The organism is Caballeronia grimmiae, assembly GCF_022879615.1.
In the GTDB taxonomy this organism is placed as follows: Bacteria; Pseudomonadota; Gammaproteobacteria; order Burkholderiales; family Burkholderiaceae; genus Caballeronia; species Caballeronia grimmiae.
The window spans coordinates 66,841-90,312 of sequence record NZ_CP084277.1; the positions used below are offsets into that span (position 1 = coordinate 66,841).

The window sequence follows — 23,472 nt, forward strand, 5'->3', positions numbered from 1 at the left end:
CTGACTAAACGCAGAATCGCCAGGGCCCGTCGATAGCGTTGGCGTCGAAAATGACGCGGCTAACCAGTCCGGACCCTACATCAAACGGACAATATTCAAACACTAGGAAGGCAGTCATGAACGATCGATTGGTTGACGTAATGGACCGTAACGGTGCCGTGCTGCACACGTATCCGATTACGCTGAATGAGTCGAGCAACGTCGCGGACGACTCCGAATACCGCGCGAAGGCGCTAGAAGCAGCAGCGCATGGCCGGCTTGTCCCCGACGCTGAGCTTGGCACGCTGACGGCCAGGATGCATGCAGGTCGGGGCGGGCAGATGGCTCCCTACGGCGATAACCTTGAGACGAATTCGGAAACCAAGTCAGGGTTAGACCAAGCTGTTCGGGAGCGCGCATACCTGCTCTGGGAGAAAGACGGGTGCCCTGAAGGGCTCGCGGAAGAGTACTGGCACCGCGCGCTCGATCAGCATCTTCGGGAGCGGGCCTACGTCCTTTGGCAGCAGGAGGGAAGTCCGGAAGGGCGACAAGATGAATATTGGCGTCGGCTTGTCGATTTCCAAGCTCAGTGATTATCGCCCGCACGGCATATTCATGCCGTATGGAGCGACAATCGCATACGTAATGTAATCTGCAAGTCCATCGTAGGGGGCGCAGCTAACGGTCAATAGTCGATGTCAGAATGAAGACGAAGCTGCCAATTCCTTGTCGAACACTTGTAAACGGGTACGGATAGCTACCGTTTTAAAGGTTCGACAACAGCACGACATGACTCGAAAGGAGAGGAGGCGAACGCCAAAGAGGCCGAGCTTGCGTCCAGCCATGATTCACATCATCTCCTACCGAAACTTGTCGCTATAAGCCAATGTCTGCAGGGAATCACCGTCTTCTGACCGTAATGTGAGGAGGAGTCCGTGATCATCGACACTCGATGCCCGGACTAAGGCGCGCCTGATCATCTAACGCGCGGTGGCAGAACCCTGCCATGGCTACTGTGCATCGAGATCTTGTAGGTTCGCGCGGACGTTGAGTCAAGCGAATACGGATCGCAAAGGCGGCCGCCGAGCCGAGCTTCTGCCTCCCGCGATCGCGAACGGACGACGGAACTTCCACGCATGCGGGCGCGCGAATATCGCTTGGCGGTCTCGTGGGAGTCCGCACTAAGACGCCAAGGCGCCGCTTGGACCCTTCGCTTCCGCGTCTCGACTGCCAGTACCCTACAGGGAACGAGTCGCGAGGATTTCACAGGCAGTGACCGCCGGTCGCAGCTTCCTAACCTGGCCGTTACCGCTCCGAATGTTCGAAACGATCGAGTCGGCGCAGTAGCTCCTCGATCGCGCCGCACTGTTGCGGAAGAAGAGAAGAAGATCGAATGCGCTGACCAGTTCTAGCAAGCGCTCACGCCAGTAGAAAGGTCGTAAAACTGGCTGAGAGTACGGCGAACTGAACTCGCGTCCAATTGCGGATCGGATATGCGCAATGTCTGCGTCGATGACGCGCAGATTCTGCGCGCAAAAATGTGGGAATGCCGTAGCCATTGGGTCCATTGGTCCTCATTCAACGTCCGCGCCCGCTGACCATGCGGGCGCAGCGACGTGCGCACAGACTCACGTCGCGCTAGATATCGTCATACGGTTCTATACGCCTAATTAGTGCGAAGATGGCGTCGCGCTGGTGCGCAAGAAGACATCGTCCGCGCAGAAGGTCCAATAATCGTTGCCGCCAATAAGAAATGGCAAGGGCCGGTACTGAGTCGTCTACGGCAAGCTCCCACTCGATCGCGAAACGGATGTGAGCAATCTCGCCGTCTATCCACAGCAGGTCATGGGAATAATATCTTCGGCGACGCTTGGGAGCCATTATCGGTGAGCAAGTGACACGTGCATGCACCGAGTAACCTTCTGGACACCAATGAGCGCAGACAACAACAACCCCGCCGAAGCTAGGCGGTTCTGTAAGGAGTCGCCAGCTTCGATGGTTGCGAACAACCCTGCGAGGGCGACCGACTAAGTATGCGCCGGATTCGTGCGATGGTCGACCCAACCGAAGAGACTGCGGGACCCAGGACATTGCGACGCCCTGGGCAAGGTGAGGCATTCTGGCGCGAGATGGTCATGGCGTGGAAACGAAGCGAACTAGGCGCACGACGTTTCTAGCTCGGCGTATGTGAGCTCTGCCGGCTTTTCGGTGCAGCGCCGTAGCTCGCAACTCCTCCCTGTCCCCTTCGGCGAGTTGGCGGGCCATCTCCATTTTGATGCTGTCTAAGTGGTCTGCATTTCCTGCACTACACTCGTTGGTGTAGCACAAAGCCGGCGGGCGCACCGGGAGACCGCGTCATGAGCGAGCCGTTGGAAGAAGAACTCTTGCGCGCGTCACGCGTCACGCCTGCGAGGCGCTGGATTGCATGGCTTTTCGCCATCGCGTCTGTGTTCATCTGCGCCGTCGCCGTGCGCATGACGCAGATCGAAATGCAGACCTCGCAGCGGCAGGCGCATTACCTGTCGGAGTTGGGGAGCGAGATCGGCTTTTCCGTCGGCGACGGACCCAGCGCCAGCATTCCGCAGGCGTCCGCCGGACCCTATGATGCGCGGCTCGGCTATGCGCTGCTGCCGTCGTTTGAGGAGCGGCTCCTTGCGCGTGGGTTTGCCGTCACCGCGCAGGCGCGCGGCTCGGCAGCCATGCTGTCGATGGCCGATCAGGGCCTTTTCGTTCCCTATGAAGAGAAGGACCGCGCCGGGCTCACGCTGCTCGATTCGCGCGGCAACCCACTTTTCAGCGCTTCGAGCCCGGGTCTCGTTTACGACAGCTTCGAGTCCGTTCCGCCGGTCATCGTCCATGCGCTGCTCTTCATCGAGGATCGCAATCTGCTGGACGATAGCGTGCCCAACCGCAATCCGGCAATCGACTGGGGACGCTTCGGCCGCGCACTTTTTGACCAGGGCCTGCGCGTCATCGACAAGCATGCGCCGCAACCGGGCGGCAGCACGCTGGCGACCCAGATCGAGAAGTTCCGTCATTCCTCAGGCGGACGCACTGCGTCGGCGCCGGAGAAGCTTCGCCAGATCGCATCCGCGTCGGTGCGTGCGTACCTCGAGGGCCCGCAGACGATGCCCGTGCGCCGCCAGCTCGTCGTGCGCTATCTGAACTCGGTACCGCTTGCGGCGCGGCCCGGCATCGGCGAGATAAACGGTCTTCCCGATGGGATGGCCGCGTGGTACGGACGCGATTTCGACGAATACAACCGCATCCTGAACGCACCCGTTTCGGCCGAGATGCTCGATGCGCAGGCGCTCGCGTTCAAGCAGGCGCTATCGCTGATGATTGCGCAGCGCGCGCCGTCGCGCTTTCTGCGCCGGGGCAGCCCGGAACTCAAGCGCCGCACCGACAGCTATCTGCGCTTGCTCGGCGCGAACGGTATCATCGCGCCGGCGCTGCGCGATATGGCGCTTGCCGTGCCGCTCGAACTGAATCCGGCGCCGCATCGGCGGGCGGACGTGTCGTTCGTCACGCGGAAGGGCGTGACCGCACTGCGCTCGAACCTGCTCGGGATACTGGGCGTCCCTAGTCTCTACGATCTCGACCGTCTCGACCTCAGCGTCACCGCCACGCTCGACGCCCCGGTTCAGCGGGCCGTGAGCGAGCGGCTCGCGAGCGCGGCCACCCGCGATGGCGCGGCCGATGCCGGGTTATTCGGCTATCACATGCTGCGGCCCCACGACGATCCTTCGAAGATCTCGTACAGCTTCACGCTGATGGAGCGCAAAGGCGGCACGAACCTCGTGCGCGTGCAGACGGACAGCATCAACGAACCCTTCGACATCAGCCGCAGCGGGCGCCTTAACCTGGGCTCGACGGCCAAGATGCGCACGGTCATCACTTACCTGCAGATCGTCTCGGCGCTGCACGCGCGCTATGGCGCGATGAGCGCAGCGCAGTTGCGCGGTGTGACGCCCGACCGCCAGGATGTCCTGACGCGCTGGGCGCTCGACTATCTCGCGAAGACGCCGGACCGCTCGCTCCCCGCGATGCTCGATGCCGCCGTCGCGCGCAAGTACTCCGCGAGCGCCGGCGAGACCTTCTACACTGGTGGCGGCGCGCAGGCCTTCTCCAATTTCGAGGCGACGGACAACTCCCGCGTGCTCACCGTGGAGAGCGCGTTCGGGCATTCGGTGAATCTCGTGTTCGTGCGCCTGATGCGCGATATCGTCCATTACGAGATGGTGCAGGTGGCGGGGCCGTCGTCGGACTGGCTCGACGATCCGGCGGTGCGTCATGCGTACCTGACGCGTTTCGCCGACGCCGAGAGCCGCGTCTACATGAGCCGCTTCTACGGGAGATACCGGCTCAGGACGCCGGAAGAGGCGCTCGCGCTCTTGTTGCGCGACGTGCGCAAGTCGCCGCCGAAACTCGCGACGGTGTTGAGAAGCGTCGCGCCCGATGAGCCGCAGGCATGGTTCGATGCCCGCATGCGCGAAGCGCTGCGCGGCACGCCCTCCGCGTCGATCACGGACGAGGATCTGGCGAAGCTCTACGTCAAATACGCCGTCGACAAGTTCAATCTCAACGATCGTGGGTATATCGCAAGCGTGCATCCGCTCGAACTGTGGACGGTGAACTATCTGCGTTCGCACACGCTCGCGACGGTGAACGATGTGCAAGACGCGAGCCGCGATGCGCGCGTCACCGCTTATTCGTGGCTCTTCAAGACGCGCTATCACGCGACGCAGGACAGGCGCATCAAGCGCATGGTCGAGTTGCAGGCGTATGCCGAGATCACGAAGTCGTGGCGCGCGCTCGGCTATCCGTTCGCGTCGGTGACGCCTTCTTATGCGGCGGCGATAGGAGCGTCGGGCGACCGGCCGGAGGCGCTCGCCCAGCTGATCGGCATCGTGGAGTGCGGCGGCAAAGGGCTTGGCACGCAGCGCATCTTGACGCTCGAATTCGCGAAGGGCACGCCGTACGAGACGCGCTTCGCCCAGAAGAGCGCGCCGGCGAAACCTTTGCTCGCGCCCGAGATCGCGACCGTGGTTCAGCGGCTGCTGCGCGACGTCGTCGAGGGCGGCACCGCGAAGCGTCTTGCCGACGGACTGGCGTTGTCCGATGGCCGCGCGCTCGACGTGGCCGGCAAGACGGGCACCGGCGACCAGCGCTTCAACGTCTATGCCCGCGGCCGGCGTCTCATCGAATCGCGCAAGGTGAACAGGACGGCCACGTTCGTCTTCGTGATCGGCGAGCGCTTCTTCGGCACGCTCACGGCCTACGTCCGCGAGCCCTATGCCGCGCATTACGACTTCACGAGCGCGCTCGCCGTGCAGTTGCTGAAGTCGCTCGGGCCGGCACTGCGCCCTCTGCTGACTGACGGACAGGCAGTTGCAGCCGCAGGCGAAGCGAAGCCGGAGACCCGGTAGAAGTCGACGTCAGGATGCCAGCCGGAGATGCCGTTTCCCGGAATGGTGGTTGCTATTTGTCCGGTAGGCGGTGAGTTGCGCCTTGGCCCAATGCGATCGAGTGATGACCTGATGATGGCGATACTGCGTGCTCGCGTGATACACGCGCGGCATCGCGACAGGGGTTTCGTCGCCGTTCAGCCAGCGGTGAACCATGACCAGATCCATCGAGCGCGCCATGAGGAAGGCGCGCCGAGGCTCATGGTCTGGGCGTCTCAGTAGTCGCTACAACGGGATGGCCGGGGGCTGGGCCCAATCGATTCACTAGTTTGGCACCAACAACTTTACCGGGCTCGTGACTCCCCGCCAAACTTAACCAAAACGCATGCCATTTGGACCTGGTCGCGCCGTCGTGTCTCCCGTCGGCCGATCGGTTGCGTTGCTTGCCTGGCCTGGCACGGCAATAGCGATGGCTTGTGCCTGCCGTCGCGGAAGGCCAGCACAAGGTGAAGAGGGAGACAAGCATGCATGGGAATCTGGTCGCTACATTCAGGGCGCGGAGTCGGGCGAGGCGTCGAAGGAGCGCGGGCGAATTGCGAGTTGTGTCATCGCGGCGATGCGGTCGGGTGTCAGAGCGGTATCAACGCGCAATGCTCACGCATTGTCAGCTGTCCAGCGCAGTCTCGGCGATAACCGGTCATGGCCGCTGCGATTTTGAGGGTGATCACCCTATCGTGCGAGCGATGCTGAGCCTCTCGTCAGCTATGACGGTTATCGTTATCGGCGCGGACAAGCTCAGTACGGGTAACAGCGACGCTGAGCACGTCAGCGCTGACTAACGGATGCTTGCGCCGCGTATACCGAGACGCTACAACGCGTCAAGCGTCGAATCACCAGGACGGCTTGACGAGGACAGTGCCTCAAGGACACCGCCTTTCATTGCGGCGAGGGGCGCATCGATGCCGTTGTTTTTGCGCGCCTGCGAACGTCTGCGCTGCGTGGGACCAAGCATTGCGAGGGCAAAAAATGACTTACCTTTTCCCTGGCGACGCCCGGCTTACGACCGCGAGCTAAGGTTTATGCCAACTGTATATCGAGAACATCGTGGCACACGAGTCAGAGCCCGGCTACAGACCAATCACTTTCCAGGTTCCCGATTATCTGCGGGAAGCCCTTGTACAGACGGTCGAGAAGTTCATGGCGAATGCATATGGGACGACTGGAGCGGCGCAACGCGCTGCGGAGATACGCGCCCAAGATAGGGACGCGGGCTTGGACGCGCTTTGGTATTTGGTGACTGTGGCCGAGGGGGACTCGCCACAGGCTGGACTCGTCGCACAGTTCCTTGCAGGACTCTATAACGGCTTCGCATACCCGCTCGACCTGGCTGTCCTTCGCCACCTTGGACAGGATGTTTTCGAGCGCTGCCTTCAGACACTGCGGCTTCAGCGAATGGATGCGATGCAGGTGCAACGCTACTTTCCGAACGGCGAAGCACGCTGGCAAGCAATTATTCGGCGCCGTGGGATACGGCCGCGAGATGCCGCGCGTCTTCTTCCGGACGAAGACGTTGTCGCTCCATGTCAGTACCAGGCGAAGCTTGACACGTTCGGATATCGGAACGTAACGCTGTTCGTTAAGCTGTTTCCGGGAGGTGACAATGCAAGGTCAATCGGCCTCACGCTATCCGCGATCGACTGCGGTCGGCTCACGGTAGACTTGCTTGCAGTCCATCGAGCGGCATGGGCGCGAGGCAGGCCACGCGACGCGGAGGAGTACGAACCGCGGCCCGCCTGGCTCGATGTGCCATGAAGATGGGGAGGCTCTCCTTCATTGAACTTGGCCGCGCTTTGTTATGGGACAAGCTACCGCAACTGTCCGATTCTGGCGACTCCGCGGGCAAGGAGAACGCAATGCGTCAGCGGGTCGTACGTCTACTACAGTAACAACGATTCACGATGGCTAAGTGAACGCATAGCGACGGCCCGCCTCGGGGCTTTCACCCGCGCACTGCGCATCCGGAACGTTCTTCCGACAGTTATAACACGGCAGCGACAACGCCGTTCCTTCATGATGAGGCTGCTGCGACGGGCGTCCGGCGCCACGTTCGACGGGTCGCTCCGTGCGCTCGCGCGTACCCGGCCTCGCTACAGCTTTTGCGGGCCTCCCAAGGGTTATCGGGCTATGCTGGCGCACTTGAGAAGCGCCGTGACCGCTGAAAGCGACTCTCGGTTTTTGAGCTCAACTATGGGCATAGTCCGTTCCAACGGGTCAATGACGTGTACGCTGCTAATCACTGCCTCCGAAACGTGCATTCTCGAGAGTTAGCTCACTTCAACAACGGCGACATTCCCCTCGCCCGCCTTTGCTTGGAGAGATGGACCGCCTCCTCATGGGCGAGTCGGCGGATGTTGATCAGCAAGGCAGCCTTTTCCCGCGGCGACGCGGGCTTCAGCTCTCTCAACGTCGGCCGGATAAGTGATTTCGTCAGCGACGGGATCGAATCCGGCGCAGCGATACGTCGCGAGATCCTCCTGCACGTGTGCGCGCGTCGAGTCGACTCCGCCAGTTGTACAACCCGCGACAAAGCATAGAGTCGCAGCAGCGATGAGCGCTGCTTTGAGCGGGCGGATGAATTGGCTATCACGCATCAAGTCTCCAGTTAGTGAGGGCAACGTAGCTGCTTATCCGATGGCAATTGCCATACCTTGGGGTGGCTTGTGCCGGTTGCTGTCGACCGCCCCGCTCTTTTACCGCTTTGCCGCGCACAGATGCCGTACCGAGGGCGGATGCGAGCGCGTCAGCGTATGAAGTGGTCAGGCTGCGGGAAACACGACAGCGCCTCTCTTATTAAGCGCAGCATCGTTTGGCTGCATGATGGAACATTAAAGTTTTGGATATGCAAGCCGGCGATATAAGCGCGTCCAATCAGCTTGCCGCGAGACCAGCGATACTGGATGGCGCCCAGCGAAGTTGAATTGCGGTTCAAGTGCACCGGTGCTGTCGCTGAAACGGCACCGTGGAATGTGGCGCGTGGTCCGCCTCAAAGGTCGTCCCGATTTTGCGGGTAGCCGGAAGCCAAGTGCCGGGCTTCACCGCGTCGGTCACGGCGTAACCACATCTGGCTTATGGCAGGGAGTGTCGTGCGTCGATGGGCGTCCGCTTCATCTCGAAGGCGCTACTGACGACTTGGAAGTCGCAGACGCACGGGTTTTGCAGCACGAAGGTGTCCGTCGCTGGCACCCCGGGATCACGCTCACTCTGCTGACGACGTTACGCAGATTCGGACGCCGTAAGACGTTCCACAAAGACGCTTTTTCGCTCGAGCGTTGCTTTGCCGCCGTGCGCCCGTAACTCTCATTGCGCAGCCGCGTTCATCAGTTGCGGATCTGACCGGCTCCGCGCCGGTTTGATACAGCTGAGCGCCCGTGGGGAGCAGCGACTTCAAAAATGGGACTCATCTAACGCCTCGTAGTAGGCCTCGGCGCGGCTTCCATGACCTATCTTCTTCTAGCGGAATCCGTCATCGGTCAAGTTGTCCGACACATGCCGTCCCGGCTGAGGAAGGGGGGCAGCAATGGTCGAAAGGCTGGTGATCGGGGCTGCGAGCTCGGGCCCATACAAAAATGCCCGCTCTGGAGCGGCATGACCAAACAACAAGGATCGCGTCCGTTACAGGCCGCAAGTTCATCTTAGATCCGGTGTAGGCTTAAACAAGTGGACGTAAAGGGTAGCTGTGTCCGCGCTCGAGTCCTGCGTACATCGTGATAACGCTCTGCGCATCGATCGTTTCACTGCGGGGCGACGTTTTGGGCCTGGCGCCAATGTTCCACATAACGAAGCAGCGCACTGTCCAGTGTCGGCAAAATCGCGGCGCGGTCGCTCATCAGCACGCTATAACTCGGCCGCCGCGCCAGGTACCTCATTTGTGTTGCAGCGCGAGCACGGACGAGATCGGCGTCCATGTGGGCAATCGTTGCCGCCTGGATGGCGAGGTCCGCCCACGTCACAGCGCCGCGGTTGCTCATATGCACGATGCCGGCTTCCGCGTCAATCAGGAGGTCCAGGCAAGCGTGAACTAGGTCGGGCACATACGTGGGAGAAAAAGTTACGTCCCGCGCGGCCTCAAACGGCCTTTCTTGCGACAGCGCATCCAACGCCCGTAGGAGGAAATTGACTCCGTCCCACGGCCCGAACATGCTGCCTGTACGAAGCACGAGCGATTGCGGACAAGCGCGAAGCACCTGCGCCTCCAGGTCGGCCATGATGCTGCCGAAGCGGTTGATCGGCGAAACCTCATCGGTCTCAACGTAAGGATGCGCGCGCATTCCGTTGAAAACGAAGTCCGATGAGAACGTCATGTACTGCATGTCATGTCTCGTGCAAGCCTCTGCAAGCGACCTTGCTCGCGCGGTCATGCAACGGAGATTTTCTCCACCCGTACGCTCGGCTTCATCGACGTCGACCGGATCGCTTGCATCGATGATCGCCCAAGGAGAGTGGGATTCAATGAGTTGGTCGATTCCGCTCGCATTCATGCGATCGATCTCATCGCGCTTCGCCGTCCTGTATCGCAAGTCGCGTTGCGCGCAAATGTCCGCGAAAGCGCGACTTAGTGAGCCATTACCGACGATGAGTATTGGCGGCGCATACTCCGGCGAAATCGTGGTAAGGCTCGTCAGCGACGGCACGCCGGGGGATTCGTAGACGACCGGCTCGCACAAGAACCGACCTGGCCTGCGCCACCATCCGGTGCCGTGAAGGACCGGATGTTCGTGAGGGCGGCCGGCAGCGAGATCGCGCATGAGTGCAGCGAGAGCCGTTTCGCGGCGCTCTGCGCCGCGTAGATCGAATGGCCCCGATTCGTAGTAGCCGCGATCATCGGTCACAAGGCAATTCCAATCATATGAGCCGAGTAACGCCCATACGGTCACGGCTCGCATATCAATGCCTCGTTGGCGCGCATCGCTCGCAGCCCACCAGATCTCGTGGAGCCAGCGCATCTGGTCCTGACGGGTAGCGTCGATATGCGCTTCCGTGACTGCCAGCGGCAGGTTGTAACGTTCCCATGCTTCGTCCATTAGCGCCCGAATGCCGCTAGTAGGACGCTCGAGCGCGCGCGCGGTTTCGATGTCGGCGAGGCGGTGCCCATACCACTCGCAACGATAAGCCTCGGGATAATTCTCGACCCGGTCGTCGAGCCATCGCTCGCTCGTGATGTAGTAGTTAATGCCGATGATGTCGGGAGGGCACGGATTGTCGGCGAACCAGAGAACGTCCTCGGCAGCAATGCCTGCATGCATGATGTACTGCCATAACGCATGGCCGGGCTTGACCGCTCCGCAAAGCAGATCCCACGAAAGCCAGCGTCGTTCGTTATAGAACGCGACGAGCTTCGCCATGGCAGGGGTGCCTTGTGTCTTGCCGAGGTCGTCCGTCTGCACCAGCTTCGCTTGTGGATTGATCTTGCGAATCTCGCGCATCGAATACACAGTGGCTTTGCACTGATTGATCAACGCTTGCAGATATGTGCGGTCGTCCGTTGCATGGGGATGCCACACGCCGTAAAGCCCGCTGAAACGAGCAGTCGTATTCGGTTCGTTCACAGGCGTGTAGTACTGCAGCCAAGGATAGCGTTGCGCGACCGCATGCGCGTAATCGGCTAGCTGTGCGGCGAAACCGGGGTCCAGGAGTCCGCCCGGCAGAGGGCCGCTCCCGTGATGCACGAGCCCCGCGATCGGCTCCACGCCTAGCGCGCGCAACTCGGGCAACCGCGCGTCGAGCCAAGACCAGTCAGCGTTTTTCACGCCGTTGGGAGCGGTTCTCTCCCATAACACTGGGTAGCGCAAAGCCTGAATGCCCAAAGAGGCGAAGCGTTCGAGATCGCTTTCGCGCGTCGCATGCCCGTTTCGATCCAACTGGCTGAAGCTCCTGTCCCGCACACGATTCACGGTGCATTCGAGCCCGCCCCACAGCACCAGCCTCTCATCCATGTGTTTTTTCTCTCGTGATCTTGCAAGCGTTTGCGTCGTCCGTCCGACGGGTTCGTCTGAGCAGTTGCCATGCCTTTAACCTTGAGAAAAAAGGCGGCTTAATGCAGGTCGTGCGGGAATGAGGATTGCCAACGGCCTGACGGAACCTTCGGGCGCTTGCGATCGGCAGCAATGCGATGCATGCGCCGAAACGGTTCTCATTGGTTCGATCATTTGCTAGCCGCACGAGAGCGCGGGTGCGTACTCGGTCTTTCACTGGAACGCGACGCAAATCCCTGTCAGTCATTCACGGAGGCCTTCTTGCCACAGTCGCAAGCCAAACAACACGCCGAGGTCGCCGCGGTGTCGGGCTCCGGCGATCATGGGTTGCAGGCTGCCCGCCCGCCAATCGTGTCAGCGCGATCGGGCCTGCCACGCACGCTCCTCTGTCTATCGCACTTGCGCTGGGACTTCGTGTATCAGCGGCCTCAACACTTGCTTTCGCGAATCGCCAAGCATACGCAGGTGCTCTTCTTCGAGGAGCCAAGGCGCACGGATCAGTCCCACGCGTGGCTCGACGTGCGAACTACGGATGAAGGAATACGCGTCCTCGCACCTCGCTTGCCCGAAGGGCTAACGCAGGAACAGGACGAGCCCGCACTGCGTGCGCTGCTCGATGATTATCTCCTGCAGGCACAGGCGTGGGATCTCGGGCTCTGGTATTACTCGCCGATGATGCTCGCTTTTACGGACCATCTCGACGCTCGTCTTGTCGTGTACGACTGCATGGATGAGTTGTCTGCTTTCAAGAAAGCGCCGCCCCAGCTCGCGGAACGCGAAGCGCGCTTGATGCACAAGGCCGACGTCGTATTCACGGGCGGACAGAGCTTATACGAGTCGAAGCGGCGCTTTCACCATAACGTTCATGCTTTTCCAAGCAGCGTGGACGTACGGCACTTCGAGCAGGCTTGCAGACCTCAAGAGCAACCGTCGGATCAGGAGGCGATCCGCGGGCCCCGTCTGGGATTCTACGGCGTGCTCGATGAGCGTTTCGATGTGCCATTGATCGGCGCGCTGGCAGCCGCGAGGCCTGACTGGCAATTCGTCATGCTGGGGCCGGTCGTGAAGATCGCACCGGCGGATTTGCCGCAAGCGCCCAACATCCATTATCTGGGTCAGAAGTCTTACGACGACTTGCCACGCTACCTCGCGGGCTGGGACGTTGCGCTCATGCCGTTCGCCCTCAACGAGTCGACCCGCTACATCAGTCCCACGAAAACCCCGGAATACCTCGCTGCCGGGCGCCCCGTCGTATCGACGCCGATTGCCGACGTGGTTTCGCGCTATGGGCAAAGCGGAGTGGTGCGCATCGCTGAAAATGCGAGGCAATTCGAGCGGGCAATCGAAGATGCATTAGCCGATGGCGCGGACCGGTCTGCGTTCATTGCCCGCGCCAGGGCAGTGCTCGCGGGGATGTCATGGGATAACACGTGCGCCGCCATGCTCGCCGAGGTCCAGAAATGCGTGTTCTAAACGATGCGAACCAGCAATCGGGGGCCAGCCGGAATGGCAAGGCGGCTGCTAGCCGCGACCAAAGAGGGACTGCCGAAGGCTTCGACTACCTGATAGTCGGCGCGGGCTTCGCCGGAAGCGTGATGGCCGAGAGACTCGCTGCGCAATATGGGCAACGCGTCCTGATCGTCGATCGGCGGCCTCACATCGGCGGAAATGCCTATGACGAGCACAACAGTGACGGCGTGCTAATCCATCGCTATGGACCGCATATATTCCACACCAATGCACAGCGAGTCGTCGATTATCTGTCCCGCTTCACAGAGTGGCGTCCCTATAGGCATCGCGTCCTCGCATCGGTCGACGGCATGCTCGTGCCGATGCCGATCAATTTGACCACGCTCAATCTTCTCTACTCGCTGAATCTGTCGCCCGAACAGGCGGAGGCCTTTCTGGCGGCGCGTGCGGAGCCTGTTTCCGAAATCCGCACGTCGGAAGACGTGGTTGTCAATAAAGTCGGCCGCGAACTGTACGAGAAATTCTTTCGTTGTTACACGCGGAAGCAATGGGGCATCGACCCCTCCGATCTGGATCGTTCCGTCACCGCTCGCGTGCCCATTCGCACCACCACGGAGGACAGCTATTTCAACGACGTTTTCCAGTGCATGCCGCGAGAAGGTTACACACGCATGTTCGAGAAGATGCTCTCGCATCCGAACATAGAAGTCAAGCTGGGAACGGACTACAAGGAAGTCCGCAAGCGAGTGAATTTCGGCAAGCTCATCTATACCGGCCCGATCGACGAATATTTCGATCACTGTCTCGGCAAGCTGCCGTATCGCTCGCTGATATTTCGCCATGAAACGCTCGACCAGGAGTTTTTTCAGTCAGTCGCCGTCGTGAATTACCCATCGGAAAGTGTTCGCCATACTCGCATCACCGAATACAAACATCTGACGGGGCAGCAACACCGGAAGACCAGCATTACTTACGAATATCCGAATGACGAGGGCGATCCTTATTACCCGATTCCCCGCCCCGCGAACGCGGCACTCTTTAAGCGGTATCAGGCGCTTGCCGAGTTTCATCCGGAGGTTACGTTTGCCGGAAGGCTCGGGAGCTATCGCTACTACAACATGGACCAGGTTGTGGCTCAGGCGCTCAGTACGGTTGAGCGAATTGCCGAAAAGGAGGGCATGAATCAGGTGGCGTAGTCATCGACGATGTGCCGCAGATCGCGCCACATCCAAACCCACTTTCTCATTCAGATGAATCGCGGCGATGTCTTCGTTGGACGATTGCGAATCGGCATTCGGTAAGTATTGCCAGAAGTCGAATCTTTGTAGAAAAACTTGCCACTTTCCGTTGATCCGACTAAACTCCTTTCCGCGGTTTAGTTGTCGGGCAAACTGATCGCGCTTCGCAGTGATCGTCGGCATTTGCTACTGGCTTGGTTCGCCTGGCAGTTCGCCATCGCAGGGTCCGCGCACCCTGACTCACTCTTTCAGTCCACAGGCTTGTTCCAACGCAGCACGCATTGCGCTGGGCGTTCTATCTCTGCAAGAAGAAAATGTTGAAGCACGAGCGCGAAATGCTGCTGTTTGTGGCGTTTCAAGGCGCGATTGGCACGTTGGCCGCGTTTATCGGCTATTTCGTCGTCGGGGTCGACGACATTAATGCGATGTTCCGTTTCACCGCGTACATGTTGACCGACGCGAGCGGCGCTGCGCTTCTGGCCTACTTGATCGGGCCGAAAGTCGGACTGACAGGTCGCCGGCTGATGCGGCTCAGTTTTCTCATTCCGGGCGCGCTTCTGCTTAGCGGTAACGAGTCCGTCGCGGTTATGGCGGCTGTATTTGGCTTATTTCTCGGCCTCACCTGGAGCGCGAGATATTGGCTAGAAATGAGCGTGCTGACCGATTCGCAACGTGACAGCTATGCGTCGCGCTCAGGGGCGCTTGCGGTGGCTGGCGGCATCATCGCGACGTTGGTGGCGACGCTCTTCCTCTCCAAGACGGGGAACAGTAGCCAGGCGCTTTACAGGCTTTACGGTGGCGTGTGTTTCGTTGCCGCGTTTGTCTTAGGGCGCAACGTGACCGAAGCGCCGATGGTCGCCGCGAAGAATCCGTTTGCCGTGATCGCGCAGCCGGAATTCCGGAACTGTCTGCCGCTTTTTTTCCTCGAGTCCGGTTTGCTCGGAGTGGGCGGTGCAGTGGGTTCGGTCGGTGCGGCGATGTCGCTCGGCTCGGCTAGCGATCTCGGCTGGGTATCGAGCGTAGCGGGGCTCACCGGGGCGGCGGCGCTTTACGTTACCCGCAAGAGCCGCGGGGTCCATAACCGTTCCGGCTGGCTCGGCTGGTCGTGCTTGGCCATCGCTATCTCATTCGTGCTGCTCGGCGCAAGCGCGTGGCTCCCGGGGTTGTTCGTCGCTCATTCGATTCTTCGTTCGGCGGCGGGACCATTTCTCAACGCGAGCGAACACGTCCTCAACCAGCGCGCCCTCGATATTCGCGGCGAGCTCGTCGATCGTATCGTTGCCCGCGACGCGGTGATGTGGGTCATGCGCATGAGTTCGCTGCTTGGCTTCTGGTGGCTGTCGAGCACGATGTCGCCCCCTCACTTGCTCGCAGTCGGCTCGGCGATTCTCGCGCTCGGCGCCGCAGCGGAATATGCAATCGGACAGACGTGGTTTGCGGCTGATGCGCGCAACCCGCATATCGGACCGTCGAGTGTGCGGCAATCGGGCTGACGTCGCCCGCGGCGTCGGATCTGATCAAGCATCCATAGTGGCGAATGCGCTGCAGTCCGCGCGCCAATACGTGGAGTAGAAAGCGGCGGATGAATTCAGGCGCTTCAAGCCGCATCGCGCGCTGGGCGGGTTAGTGCCGGTAGTCTGCTGCAGGTTCTCGGCCCAGCTATGAAGATCGTGGATATGCTCGTTCGCAATCTGTCCGCCAATACTTAGCGCCTACCTGCAGCAGACAAGTGCCTTCGCCACACTTCGGCCGATCCCGGCTATCCAGTGGCGGATGTGCTACATCGCTAAGGCACTGAATTTCGTTAGAGCCATGCCGGGTCGCTCGGTCGCGCTCAGCGAATGAACGCGATCAAGCTATGCGGGACTCCTGCGCTCGGAGGCATGTCGAGCAGTGGGATGCCTGCGGCCATCAACGCATCGCCTATAACAGCTGCCGGAATCGTCACGGTCCCCGGTGCCAGTCACTTGCCCAGGCGCAATGGCACGATGACCAGCGCAAGGGCTATTTCATTCATGGTGCGATATGACAGTGCAATTTACTGCACCTGTTCGTCCGAACGGAGTCCTACCATGACACCCCTACGTCAGCGGATGGTAATCGGCATGAGTTTGATAGGCGATCGCCGTGATTTCTTCCGGAACCGTGAAGACGACGTGGAAGTACGGCACCGGCAATAATTCCGGCCTGAGGTCACCAGGACGGCGACGCCGACCTACCCCTCTAGCGTCAGAGGTTTCGTTTGACTGACGTTATCAGCCGTCTCCGATTTTGAACTCAGCTGCTGATCATGAAACCGCGACGGCTCAGAGCGCGAGTCGAACACGACAACCGATCCTTCATGACCAAAATAACGCACCCCGGAAAGTCCGCGAGTCAGGGCAGGTCGACACGCTGCATCGAGACATTGTCGACAAACCGGATCGTCCTAATGTACGCGGCGCACTCCAGCAAAGCGAGGATTTCTCCTTGACACACGATGGTCGTAACGCCTGCAGCCGACCGGTTGAACGACGCCGCGATTCCATGAACGCGAACTGCATCAACGACTGCATGCTTGTCAAACGTCGACTCCGACGCGTGGCGGACGATGAGATGGGCCCGAATCAAAGCATCTCCAAGAAACGGTGGATGCAGCTGTGACGGCTATGACGGTCATTCCGCAGTGGACGGCAGTTTCGGTCAGCAGTCACCGACCTGGCTTCACCCTGCCGTAAAAGCGTCACCGTACATTGGCTTGTATTCCTCGATTGCTGAACCGCATAACCGACCGGAATGCTTGTTGCGATGGGGCCATCGATGCCGATCGACGCCCATATACCATCCGGGGGTACCATGGCAGTCAAGACCTTGCGACCATCGACCCGGGCGCTCAGTCATTTAGTTTTCCTGTGTACGTTGCCTCGTAGCGCTAGCACAATGCCTGCCCGGATGCTTCGGGGCAGTTGGATGTTGGGGACTATACGTTAGTGATGTAGCGGCAGGAGGGTCCGATTTCTCCGATCACGCGTGTGAAGTGAGCAGCAGGCCCTCGTGCGGCACGGCGCTTGCGCCCTTGTGGGGTGGTACGGCAAACATACCCTCTCACTTTGGACACACCATGAAACTTCTGACTACTCGGGACGGCCTGCCGCGGCTGTCGTGGGGTGCAATCATCGCGGGCGTTATCTTGTCGACGATCGTGTATCTCATTATGAGCGTGCTTGGCACCGCCATCGGCGCATCGCTGCTCGCCCCGATGTCGAAACCCGATGTGTTGCGTGGGTTCGGCTTCGGTTCCGGCGTTTGGGTCATCCTCACCACGGTTGTAGCTGGGTTCGTAGGCTCTTACTACGCTGGGCGTTGCGCACCCGTGCTCGGGTGGTTGCATGGTCTGCTGTCGTGGTCCGTCATGACGCTTTTGATTGTCTACGGCATGACTTCGCTCGTCACTGGAGTCGTTAGTACGGCCGGCAGCGTCGCTGCGACGAGCGCGCAAGTCGGCGCGACCGCTGCGAACCAAACGGGCGGGCCTAATCAAGTGATCGATTCGGCGAAGCAACAGGTGCAAGCGGCCGTTGCATCGGCGGCGTCGGCGGCATCCGGCCCGGCGGCGGAACAGAATGCGCGAGAAGCGGCTGATACTGCTGCGCGCGGCGTTGCACGCGCAAGCTGGTTCTCATTCGCCGCGCTGGTCGTAGGCGCGATTATCGCGATCGTCTCGGGCGGGGCGGGCTTCCGTCATCAGCCCCCCTTCGAAGAAACCGGCGGTTCAGCGCTCGGTCGGGACGGCCTTGCCGATCGCAAGCGGGCAGTGCAAGGCGGCGGACGCCTGTAGAGCGGATGTCACCGCGTTAATGCGCTTGCGAAGCACCGGTGAATCCGGATGAAACAGACGCCAGCGTATCGCGCCGGTTAAGTCTCCGAGGAATTCTGACTGTCGCCCGTGCAGGTAGCTCGCGGTCGGCGTCATGACGACAGAGATAGGATCGGTGACCGGGCGCAAGCGGTGCATGAAGACTTTCACCCGTAGTCAGGATGCAACTTTGGTTTGCGGAAGAAGTTTGGGTGCGCACGGCGCAAACCAGCAAGATGTCGTGCATCAGGTTTCCTGCGAACTCTCACGAGTTAATCGTGAACGGTGAAGGCACGGCCAGCGAGTGGTTTGCGATACAACGCCGCTGATGCGGCGGTGGACGAAAACCATACTGCATTGGCTAACAACTTGCATGGACGGCTATCCCCTCAACGAATTGTTCAAGTGCCTGGCTTTCATCTCTACCGGACTCGCCGCTGTATGGCTGCTTCTCTATAGCTCTGGCCGCTGCCTGCGAAGGCTCCGAGTCAGGCAGGAATACGCCGCAGCGCTGGTGCTGATGCGAGCGCCGTCCGCGATGCGCGACGCGTTGTGTGCTTGCCGCACCCATATTGTTGAAGCTGGCGAAGCCCCCCCCCGGCCACGGGCGCCCACTCGACTCGTTGATTGCAGTCGAAGCCGCAGTCCGAGCCGCTGCGCCATCGGTCGTTCGCCAGTACAGGGCGCAAGGCGTCCTAACTTGGACGTTGCTGTACGAGATGGAGGCGCAGCTACTGGCGTATCTGGCGGCCACGGGTCAACATAGCGAGAGCATTCTTACGATAATCCGCGCTCCCGATAACTTGAAGCACCGCGGTGATGAACACCTCGCTTCCCTAGGGGGCCTTGACCTTATCCCCCTCGTCTTCCAAGCAATTGAAGAAGCGTGGTGCCGCGATGCTGACGACAACCGAAAGCAGCATGCGATGGACGGGTGCGAGTGGCGCCCTCTTTCTGTAGATGCAGCCGTACCGTCTGGACCGTCCGCTGTCTATACGACTGAAACGTAATGGCTCCGCGCTAGGGCTTACGGGTCGATCGACCGCTGGCTATCGTGATGGGGTTCAGTGCCCGCCATGTTGTTGGGCCGATTGAACGATGACCCGAGGTTTTTTGCGCAATACTTCGACCAGTCGCGCAAGCAGACTCATGTTGCGGCCAATTGCAAGCCGAATGGCTCTCGAGCGCGTAGGCCGGTACGTCTTCCTGTCGGTTCCAGGAGGAAATGACCTGAGCGATCCGTACTTCGGGACCGACTTTTTCAGCGAATCGGATCGTCCGCAACAATGGCGAGTGCGTCCTACGGCTTCGCTTCCAGCATCCCCTCCCGGGCGCTTCGGCGCCTTCCCGCAGATCAACATCGGCTCGACCGACGACTCTATCGGGATTGTCCGGTCATTGCCTGACGGTGCCCGACGCAACGTCTTCGTTTTTTTCGGTTGCAACGAAATGAGCCGGTATGAATTGATGAAGTCGGACGGTATAACGCTGCAGCTTTTGTTTCGTGTACGCAAGGCCCGAGGGCCTCGCTGCGAACTTACACGTGCTCGCCCAGCACCGACACGGTGACGTCAACCACGACGTCCGTGTGCAGCGCCACTTGAACCGGATGGTCGCCGACCATTTTCAGCGGGCCTTGCGGCAGGCGCACTTGCGCCTTTTTTACTTCAGCGAAGCCTTGCTTCTTCAGCGCCTGGGCGATGTCCGCGTTCGTGACCGAACCGAACAGGCGGCCGTCGACGCCAGCCTTCTGCGAAATCTGCACGGTAAAACCGTTCAGCTTTTCGCCTTGTGCTTGCGCAGCAGCCAGCTTTTCACCGGCGTTCTTTTCCAGTTCGGCGCGGCGGACTTCGAATTCGGCGATTGCGTCCTTCGTGAAATGCAATGGCGACATCGAGCGCCTTGCGAGGGGCTATGGCAGTTCGCAGCCGTTGCGGATAGAACGACGATCTCGTCGCGGGAGTAGAATCAAGCCCGACATCATCGGAGTTGCACAAATGAATAAACTTGCAACTCTCGGGCTGCATGGTGGGCTTCGAGGCTTCTCGCACTTTATCGATGCGATTCGTGCGCAAACGTCTGCAACCGCCGTCCAGCGGAAAAACGTCCCTTGCACCATTGCTGATAGGCCTGGCAGCGCGGAAGCAGGTTCAATCATACATTCGCTGACTCGCCGCTAGGGCTGCACTACTCGCCTAGCGGCCTCGGTTGGATGCGCACGGCGCCGAGTCGTATCGCTCGAGAAGTCGCCTTCTCAGCATCCAGTTTTCTCGCCTGCTGCTAAGAGCCGTCACCTCGCGGTTTTCGCAAGCGCAAAAGAATGACGATGCCTTGGCCTCCGATTGCAAGCATGCCGATGCTCACTAAAGTGACTTCCTCAGCGTCTATGATCGAACCCGTGTTTGCACGACTGTTGCATGGATAGGCCTGTCGGCTAAGATGGATGCTGACGGTCGCGAGGGTGGCTGTCTTTTCTCGTTAATTTTTAGGTAGAGCACATTATGGCAACGGGCACGGTTAAGTGGTTCAACGACGCAAAGGGGTTTGGGTTCATCACGCCGGACGAAGGCGGAGACGATCTTTTCGCGCATTTCTCGGAGGTCCGCGCCGAAGGCTTCAAATCCCTCGCCGAGGGACAGAAAGTGAGCTACGACGAAAAAATGGGCCCCAAGGGCAAGCAGGCGTCGAACATCAAGCCGGTGTAACGCTCGCTGCGCCACGGCGCATATACGACCGCCGAGGCGCGATCCGCTGCGCAGCGGGGCTCGGTTGTCGACGGATCGCGCTTAGGTGTCGGTCGCATTTCAAAAACAGCCGCTGACAATGGACCGCACACCCGACGCCGGCTGTCCTTACTAGACTCCTTATTCGCGCGATAACCTGGCAGGTTGCTGGTGGCCTGGTTGCATGCGCGCATCGCATGACCCGCTCAATCGCCCGACGCCTGCCGCGTTGTGCGTTGCTGCCCTAAGCTTCACCAGTCGAAGCGGTGCTTTTCTTCGGTTTCCTGATGGCGCCGATCGTCGTCGACGTTTAACTAGATGCCGGTCGTCGTCAGCGATGCAGGTGTTGAGAGAAGCCGTTGAAAAGGCTGAGAAGGTCGTTGCCAAAGCCATGTATTCCGTCGCTGTCCAACCCACTGAAACTGGCGTTGTGCGGGCTCGAGAAATTCCTGGTTCAACAAGGCGAGGCGCAATTGCACGACACTGTGTGTCCTCGCGCAGCTGGCTCCTACAGATTCGACGGCCAACAACTGCTGCATCTCGTGTTCGCGCCCTGCGCTCCGGTCGAACATCATCGCCTCCGATGCGAGGGTCGTAACCCCGCCGCGCTTCATCCCCACTTGACGCCCGCCTGTGCCGCCACGCGTCGAGCACGACGACTTGTCGCGCTCGAGCACCACGCACCCGTGCTCAAACGGAGGCGACCACCTCGGTCTGAACACCTCCAGCGACAGCTGGGGCAAGTCAATGGCAGACAGTTGGCTGCCCTCTTGGCTTTATTGCAAGCGCGCATCGGACGCCACGAATGCCAATCGCCGGATTACGCCCCTTGCAAGCGAGTCACACGTCTGTTACGTCTTGTTTGGGGTGTTTCCGGGACTCGCTCAGTTCGCGCTCCCATTTATCCAAATGGATGCGGTCGTCGCCATTTTGAGTATTAAGATAAACGACGAGCGCTCCGCCGAGAAGCAACAGGACCATCGTCATCCCTATCATCTGTGCACCTCTCTAATGCCCTCCCTCGCGCATTCGGTGTCCGAGATCACCGTTGGGCAACGCCCATTTTCATCGCGCCGCGTTTTCGCCGCTCTCGGAGCTTGCGTCCCGGACACTGACTGCAGTCGTTGCTTCCTTCGAAGCCCGAAAATTTTTCATACTTCGTTTAACTAACGTTTATGAGCGGATGTCCTGACCGGCTTCACTGGTTCGCCCTACTGCTATTTGACAAGCACGTCAATTCGAGCATCGCCGCAGTCAGCCGCTCCAATGTCGGCAGACAACGCTGACTATGGCTTTAGATAAGCAGGCCGTCCGGCGCGTTGTCAAGCGTGAACTGGCTGACAAACCGAACGATGGCCGCACTCGCATCGGGCCCACGGGGGTCCGTATAAGTGCCGTCGGCATGACCGCCCGACCAGGCATGACCGAGCCCATGCACGAGCCATCGCTCGGTAAGCAACGATCCGTTTTGATCACGCCAAACGTCCCGAGTGTAGGCGCGGCCGTTGGTTTCGCGCTCGACGCATGTTGTAGGACACGCGGGCGTGTCGGCCGCGTTGCGGCTCAACAAATGATTCATCTCAACGATCTGGTCGCTGTTGAGCGGGTGCACGGTATCGTCGGCATCTCCGTGAAAGACGATTAACGGCACGGTACGCCGCGGAGCCACTTGTGGATCTGGTTTTGGCAGGCAGACGGTGCCTCGGCCGTCATTCATCGCGCACCACGCTGAGACGTGCTCCTTCGCAACGCCGAATGCCATGCCTGAATGGACAGCCGCAGCTGCATACAGGTCCGGATGAGTGACGGCCAAGTTGGTCGCCATGGCGCCACCCGCGGACAGTCCGGCCACATAGACGCGAGCACGATCTGCGTTGAACCGGACGATGACGTCGCGCGTCAGGGCAGCGAGCGCCGCGGTTTCACCGGAGCTGCGCGCCTGATTTGACGGCAAGAACCAGTTCCAGCAACGCAGCAAATTGGCGCTTTCCCGTTGCTCCGGATACACGACGATAAATCCAGTCTCTTCGGCGAGCACGTTCATCCGCGTTCCGGCCGCGAAGTCATCAGGGTGCTGCTGGGCGCCGTGGAGCATGACCATCATCGGCAACGACCGACCATCATAGGAACTAGGAAGGTAAACTTTCGCGTGATGAACATCTCCGCCTTGCTCGCAGGTGTGACTCAACCATTGAGCGCCTCCCTTAGCCGGGGGCGGCACTTCCCCAGGCGATGTCTCAGTAAAGGTCTCGGCCATTGGCGTGGACAGGACCGAAGTCAAATAGTCACTACTCTGCGGGCCGTGGTCGCTTGCCGTTTGCAGCGCCAGCGCCGTACTGTCTGAAGCGGTGAGGAACTGTCCCGGTAAGCGAGCGCCGGGCATGAAAGACGACCAAAACGCGTCGTGAGCCAAGAAAAATGGGGCAAATAGATTCATCGACGTCTCTTGGCTGCTGGGTTCGGATGGGAAGCTGCGTGATGCGCAGGTTGGAAACTAAGCAGACGACGGGATGGAGGAACATGAGGCGGGCGGCTCATCGGCTTCCCCGCAGGCCCTATGTTCATCATTGCCGCTTCGACGCTTCCTTTTTCTCCTTTTTCGCGTCCTTCTTTTCCTTCGGCGTCTTCCCTCTACTTACTATCGGCGAGCCAGCCGACGCTGATGTCGATTTCGACTTGCCACAACTGGGCCGGCAACGGCCAGTTCCTGCCGTTCGCCCGCCGCATAGGCTGGCACTCCAGCGGCCGGCCCGCCCTCGAAATCCACCGTTCTTTCGTCAAAAACTC

At 60.1% G+C, this 23,472-nt stretch carries 14 protein-coding genes and 4 pseudogenes; 10 read left to right on the top strand and 8 right to left on the bottom strand.

Going from position 1 to position 23,472, the window contains the following annotated elements:
* The first annotated feature begins 116 nt into the window (after nucleotides 1-116).
* Complete coding sequence (locus LDZ21_RS30550) at nucleotides 117-572, top strand: DUF2934 domain-containing protein (protein WP_244798000.1); 456 nt, start codon at nucleotides 117-119, stop codon at nucleotides 570-572.
* A 1,764-nt stretch (nucleotides 573-2,336) separates the two neighbouring features.
* Nucleotides 2,337-5,408, top strand: a complete 3,072-nt coding sequence (locus LDZ21_RS30555; protein WP_244798001.1) for a transglycosylase domain-containing protein — start codon at nucleotides 2,337-2,339, stop codon at nucleotides 5,406-5,408.
* Between the two features lie 9 nt (nucleotides 5,409-5,417).
* On the opposite strand, the gene LDZ21_RS30560 is transcribed toward LDZ21_RS30555, so the two are convergent.
* Complete coding sequence (locus LDZ21_RS30560) at nucleotides 5,418-5,615, bottom strand: hypothetical protein (RefSeq protein ID WP_244798002.1); 198 nt, start codon at nucleotides 5,613-5,615, stop codon at nucleotides 5,418-5,420.
* Nucleotides 5,616-6,584: 969 nt separating this feature from the next.
* Here LDZ21_RS30560 and LDZ21_RS31530 point away from each other — a divergent pair.
* The gene (locus tag LDZ21_RS31530; RefSeq protein WP_425306874.1) at nucleotides 6,585-7,199 is read left to right on the top strand and encodes a DUF7673 family protein; all 615 of its coding nucleotides are present in this window, start codon (nucleotides 6,585-6,587) and stop codon (nucleotides 7,197-7,199) included.
* Between the two features lie 578 nt (nucleotides 7,200-7,777).
* On the opposite strand, the gene LDZ21_RS31535 is transcribed toward LDZ21_RS31530, so the two are convergent.
* Together LDZ21_RS31535 and LDZ21_RS30565 are read right to left on the bottom strand one after the other, a co-directional pair.
* Nucleotides 7,778-8,038, bottom strand: a complete 261-nt coding sequence (locus tag LDZ21_RS31535; RefSeq protein ID WP_370889197.1) for a DUF4148 domain-containing protein — start codon at nucleotides 8,036-8,038, stop codon at nucleotides 7,778-7,780.
* 1,140 nt (nucleotides 8,039-9,178) lie between these two features.
* Nucleotides 9,179-11,380, bottom strand: coding sequence for an SDR family oxidoreductase (locus LDZ21_RS30565; protein WP_244798003.1), 2,202 nt, complete (start codon nucleotides 11,378-11,380; stop codon nucleotides 9,179-9,181).
* Nucleotides 11,381-11,746: 366 nt separating this feature from the next.
* Between LDZ21_RS30565 and LDZ21_RS30570 the strand changes: the two genes are divergently transcribed.
* Both LDZ21_RS30570 and glf read left to right on the top strand, forming a co-directional pair.
* A complete protein-coding gene (locus LDZ21_RS30570) occupies nucleotides 11,747-12,892 on the top strand; it encodes a glycosyltransferase family 1 protein (RefSeq protein ID WP_244798075.1) in 1,146 nt (381 codons plus the stop codon).
* On the top strand, nucleotides 12,880-14,085 hold the full coding sequence (glf, locus tag LDZ21_RS30575; RefSeq protein WP_309774474.1) for a UDP-galactopyranose mutase: 1,206 nt from the start codon (nucleotides 12,880-12,882) through the stop codon (nucleotides 14,083-14,085). The genes LDZ21_RS30570 and glf overlap by 13 nt, the downstream gene beginning before the upstream one ends.
* On the opposite strand, the gene LDZ21_RS30580 is transcribed toward glf, so the two are convergent.
* On the bottom strand, nucleotides 14,086-14,310 hold the full coding sequence (locus tag LDZ21_RS30580; protein ID WP_244798004.1) for a hypothetical protein: 225 nt from the start codon (nucleotides 14,308-14,310) through the stop codon (nucleotides 14,086-14,088).
* A gap of 152 nt (nucleotides 14,311-14,462) precedes the next feature.
* Between LDZ21_RS30580 and LDZ21_RS30585 the strand changes: the two genes are divergently transcribed.
* Nucleotides 14,463-15,620, top strand: a complete 1,158-nt coding sequence (locus LDZ21_RS30585) for a hypothetical protein (protein WP_244798005.1) — start codon at nucleotides 14,463-14,465, stop codon at nucleotides 15,618-15,620.
* 24 nt (nucleotides 15,621-15,644) lie between these two features.
* Here the strand turns inward: LDZ21_RS30585 and LDZ21_RS30590 are convergent.
* Nucleotides 15,645-15,741 (bottom strand): annotated as a pseudogene (locus LDZ21_RS30590) (transposase); the annotation flags it as partial.
* A gap of 197 nt (nucleotides 15,742-15,938) precedes the next feature.
* Here LDZ21_RS30590 and LDZ21_RS30595 point away from each other — a divergent pair.
* The 3 genes and pseudogenes from LDZ21_RS30595 to LDZ21_RS31540 all read left to right on the top strand — a co-directional run.
* Nucleotides 15,939-16,111: pseudogene (locus LDZ21_RS30595) on the top strand (transposase zinc-binding domain-containing protein); the annotation flags it as partial.
* Nucleotides 16,112-17,227: 1,116 nt separating this feature from the next.
* Complete coding sequence (locus tag LDZ21_RS30600) at nucleotides 17,228-17,944, top strand: hypothetical protein (protein ID WP_244798006.1); 717 nt, start codon at nucleotides 17,228-17,230, stop codon at nucleotides 17,942-17,944.
* A 737-nt stretch (nucleotides 17,945-18,681) separates the two neighbouring features.
* A complete protein-coding gene (locus LDZ21_RS31540; RefSeq protein ID WP_425306875.1) occupies nucleotides 18,682-18,972 on the top strand; it encodes a hypothetical protein in 291 nt (96 codons plus the stop codon).
* A 527-nt stretch (nucleotides 18,973-19,499) separates the two neighbouring features.
* Here the strand turns inward: LDZ21_RS31540 and rplI are convergent.
* A pseudogene (rplI, locus tag LDZ21_RS30605) lies at nucleotides 19,500-19,838 on the bottom strand (50S ribosomal protein L9); the annotation flags it as partial.
* A 625-nt stretch (nucleotides 19,839-20,463) separates the two neighbouring features.
* On the opposite strand from rplI, the gene LDZ21_RS30610 reads away from it, so the two are divergent.
* The gene (locus tag LDZ21_RS30610; RefSeq protein ID WP_244798007.1) at nucleotides 20,464-20,667 is read left to right on the top strand and encodes a cold-shock protein; all 204 of its coding nucleotides are present in this window, start codon (nucleotides 20,464-20,466) and stop codon (nucleotides 20,665-20,667) included.
* Nucleotides 20,668-20,999: 332 nt separating this feature from the next.
* On the opposite strand, the pseudogene LDZ21_RS31545 reads toward LDZ21_RS30610, so the two are convergent.
* Both LDZ21_RS31545 and LDZ21_RS30615 read right to left on the bottom strand, forming a co-directional pair.
* Nucleotides 21,000-21,216 (bottom strand): annotated as a pseudogene (locus LDZ21_RS31545) (hypothetical protein); the annotation flags it as partial.
* 763 nt (nucleotides 21,217-21,979) lie between these two features.
* Complete coding sequence (locus LDZ21_RS30615; protein WP_244798008.1) at nucleotides 21,980-23,122, bottom strand: extracellular catalytic domain type 1 short-chain-length polyhydroxyalkanoate depolymerase; 1,143 nt, start codon at nucleotides 23,120-23,122, stop codon at nucleotides 21,980-21,982.
* Nucleotides 23,123-23,472 lie beyond the last annotated feature (350 nt).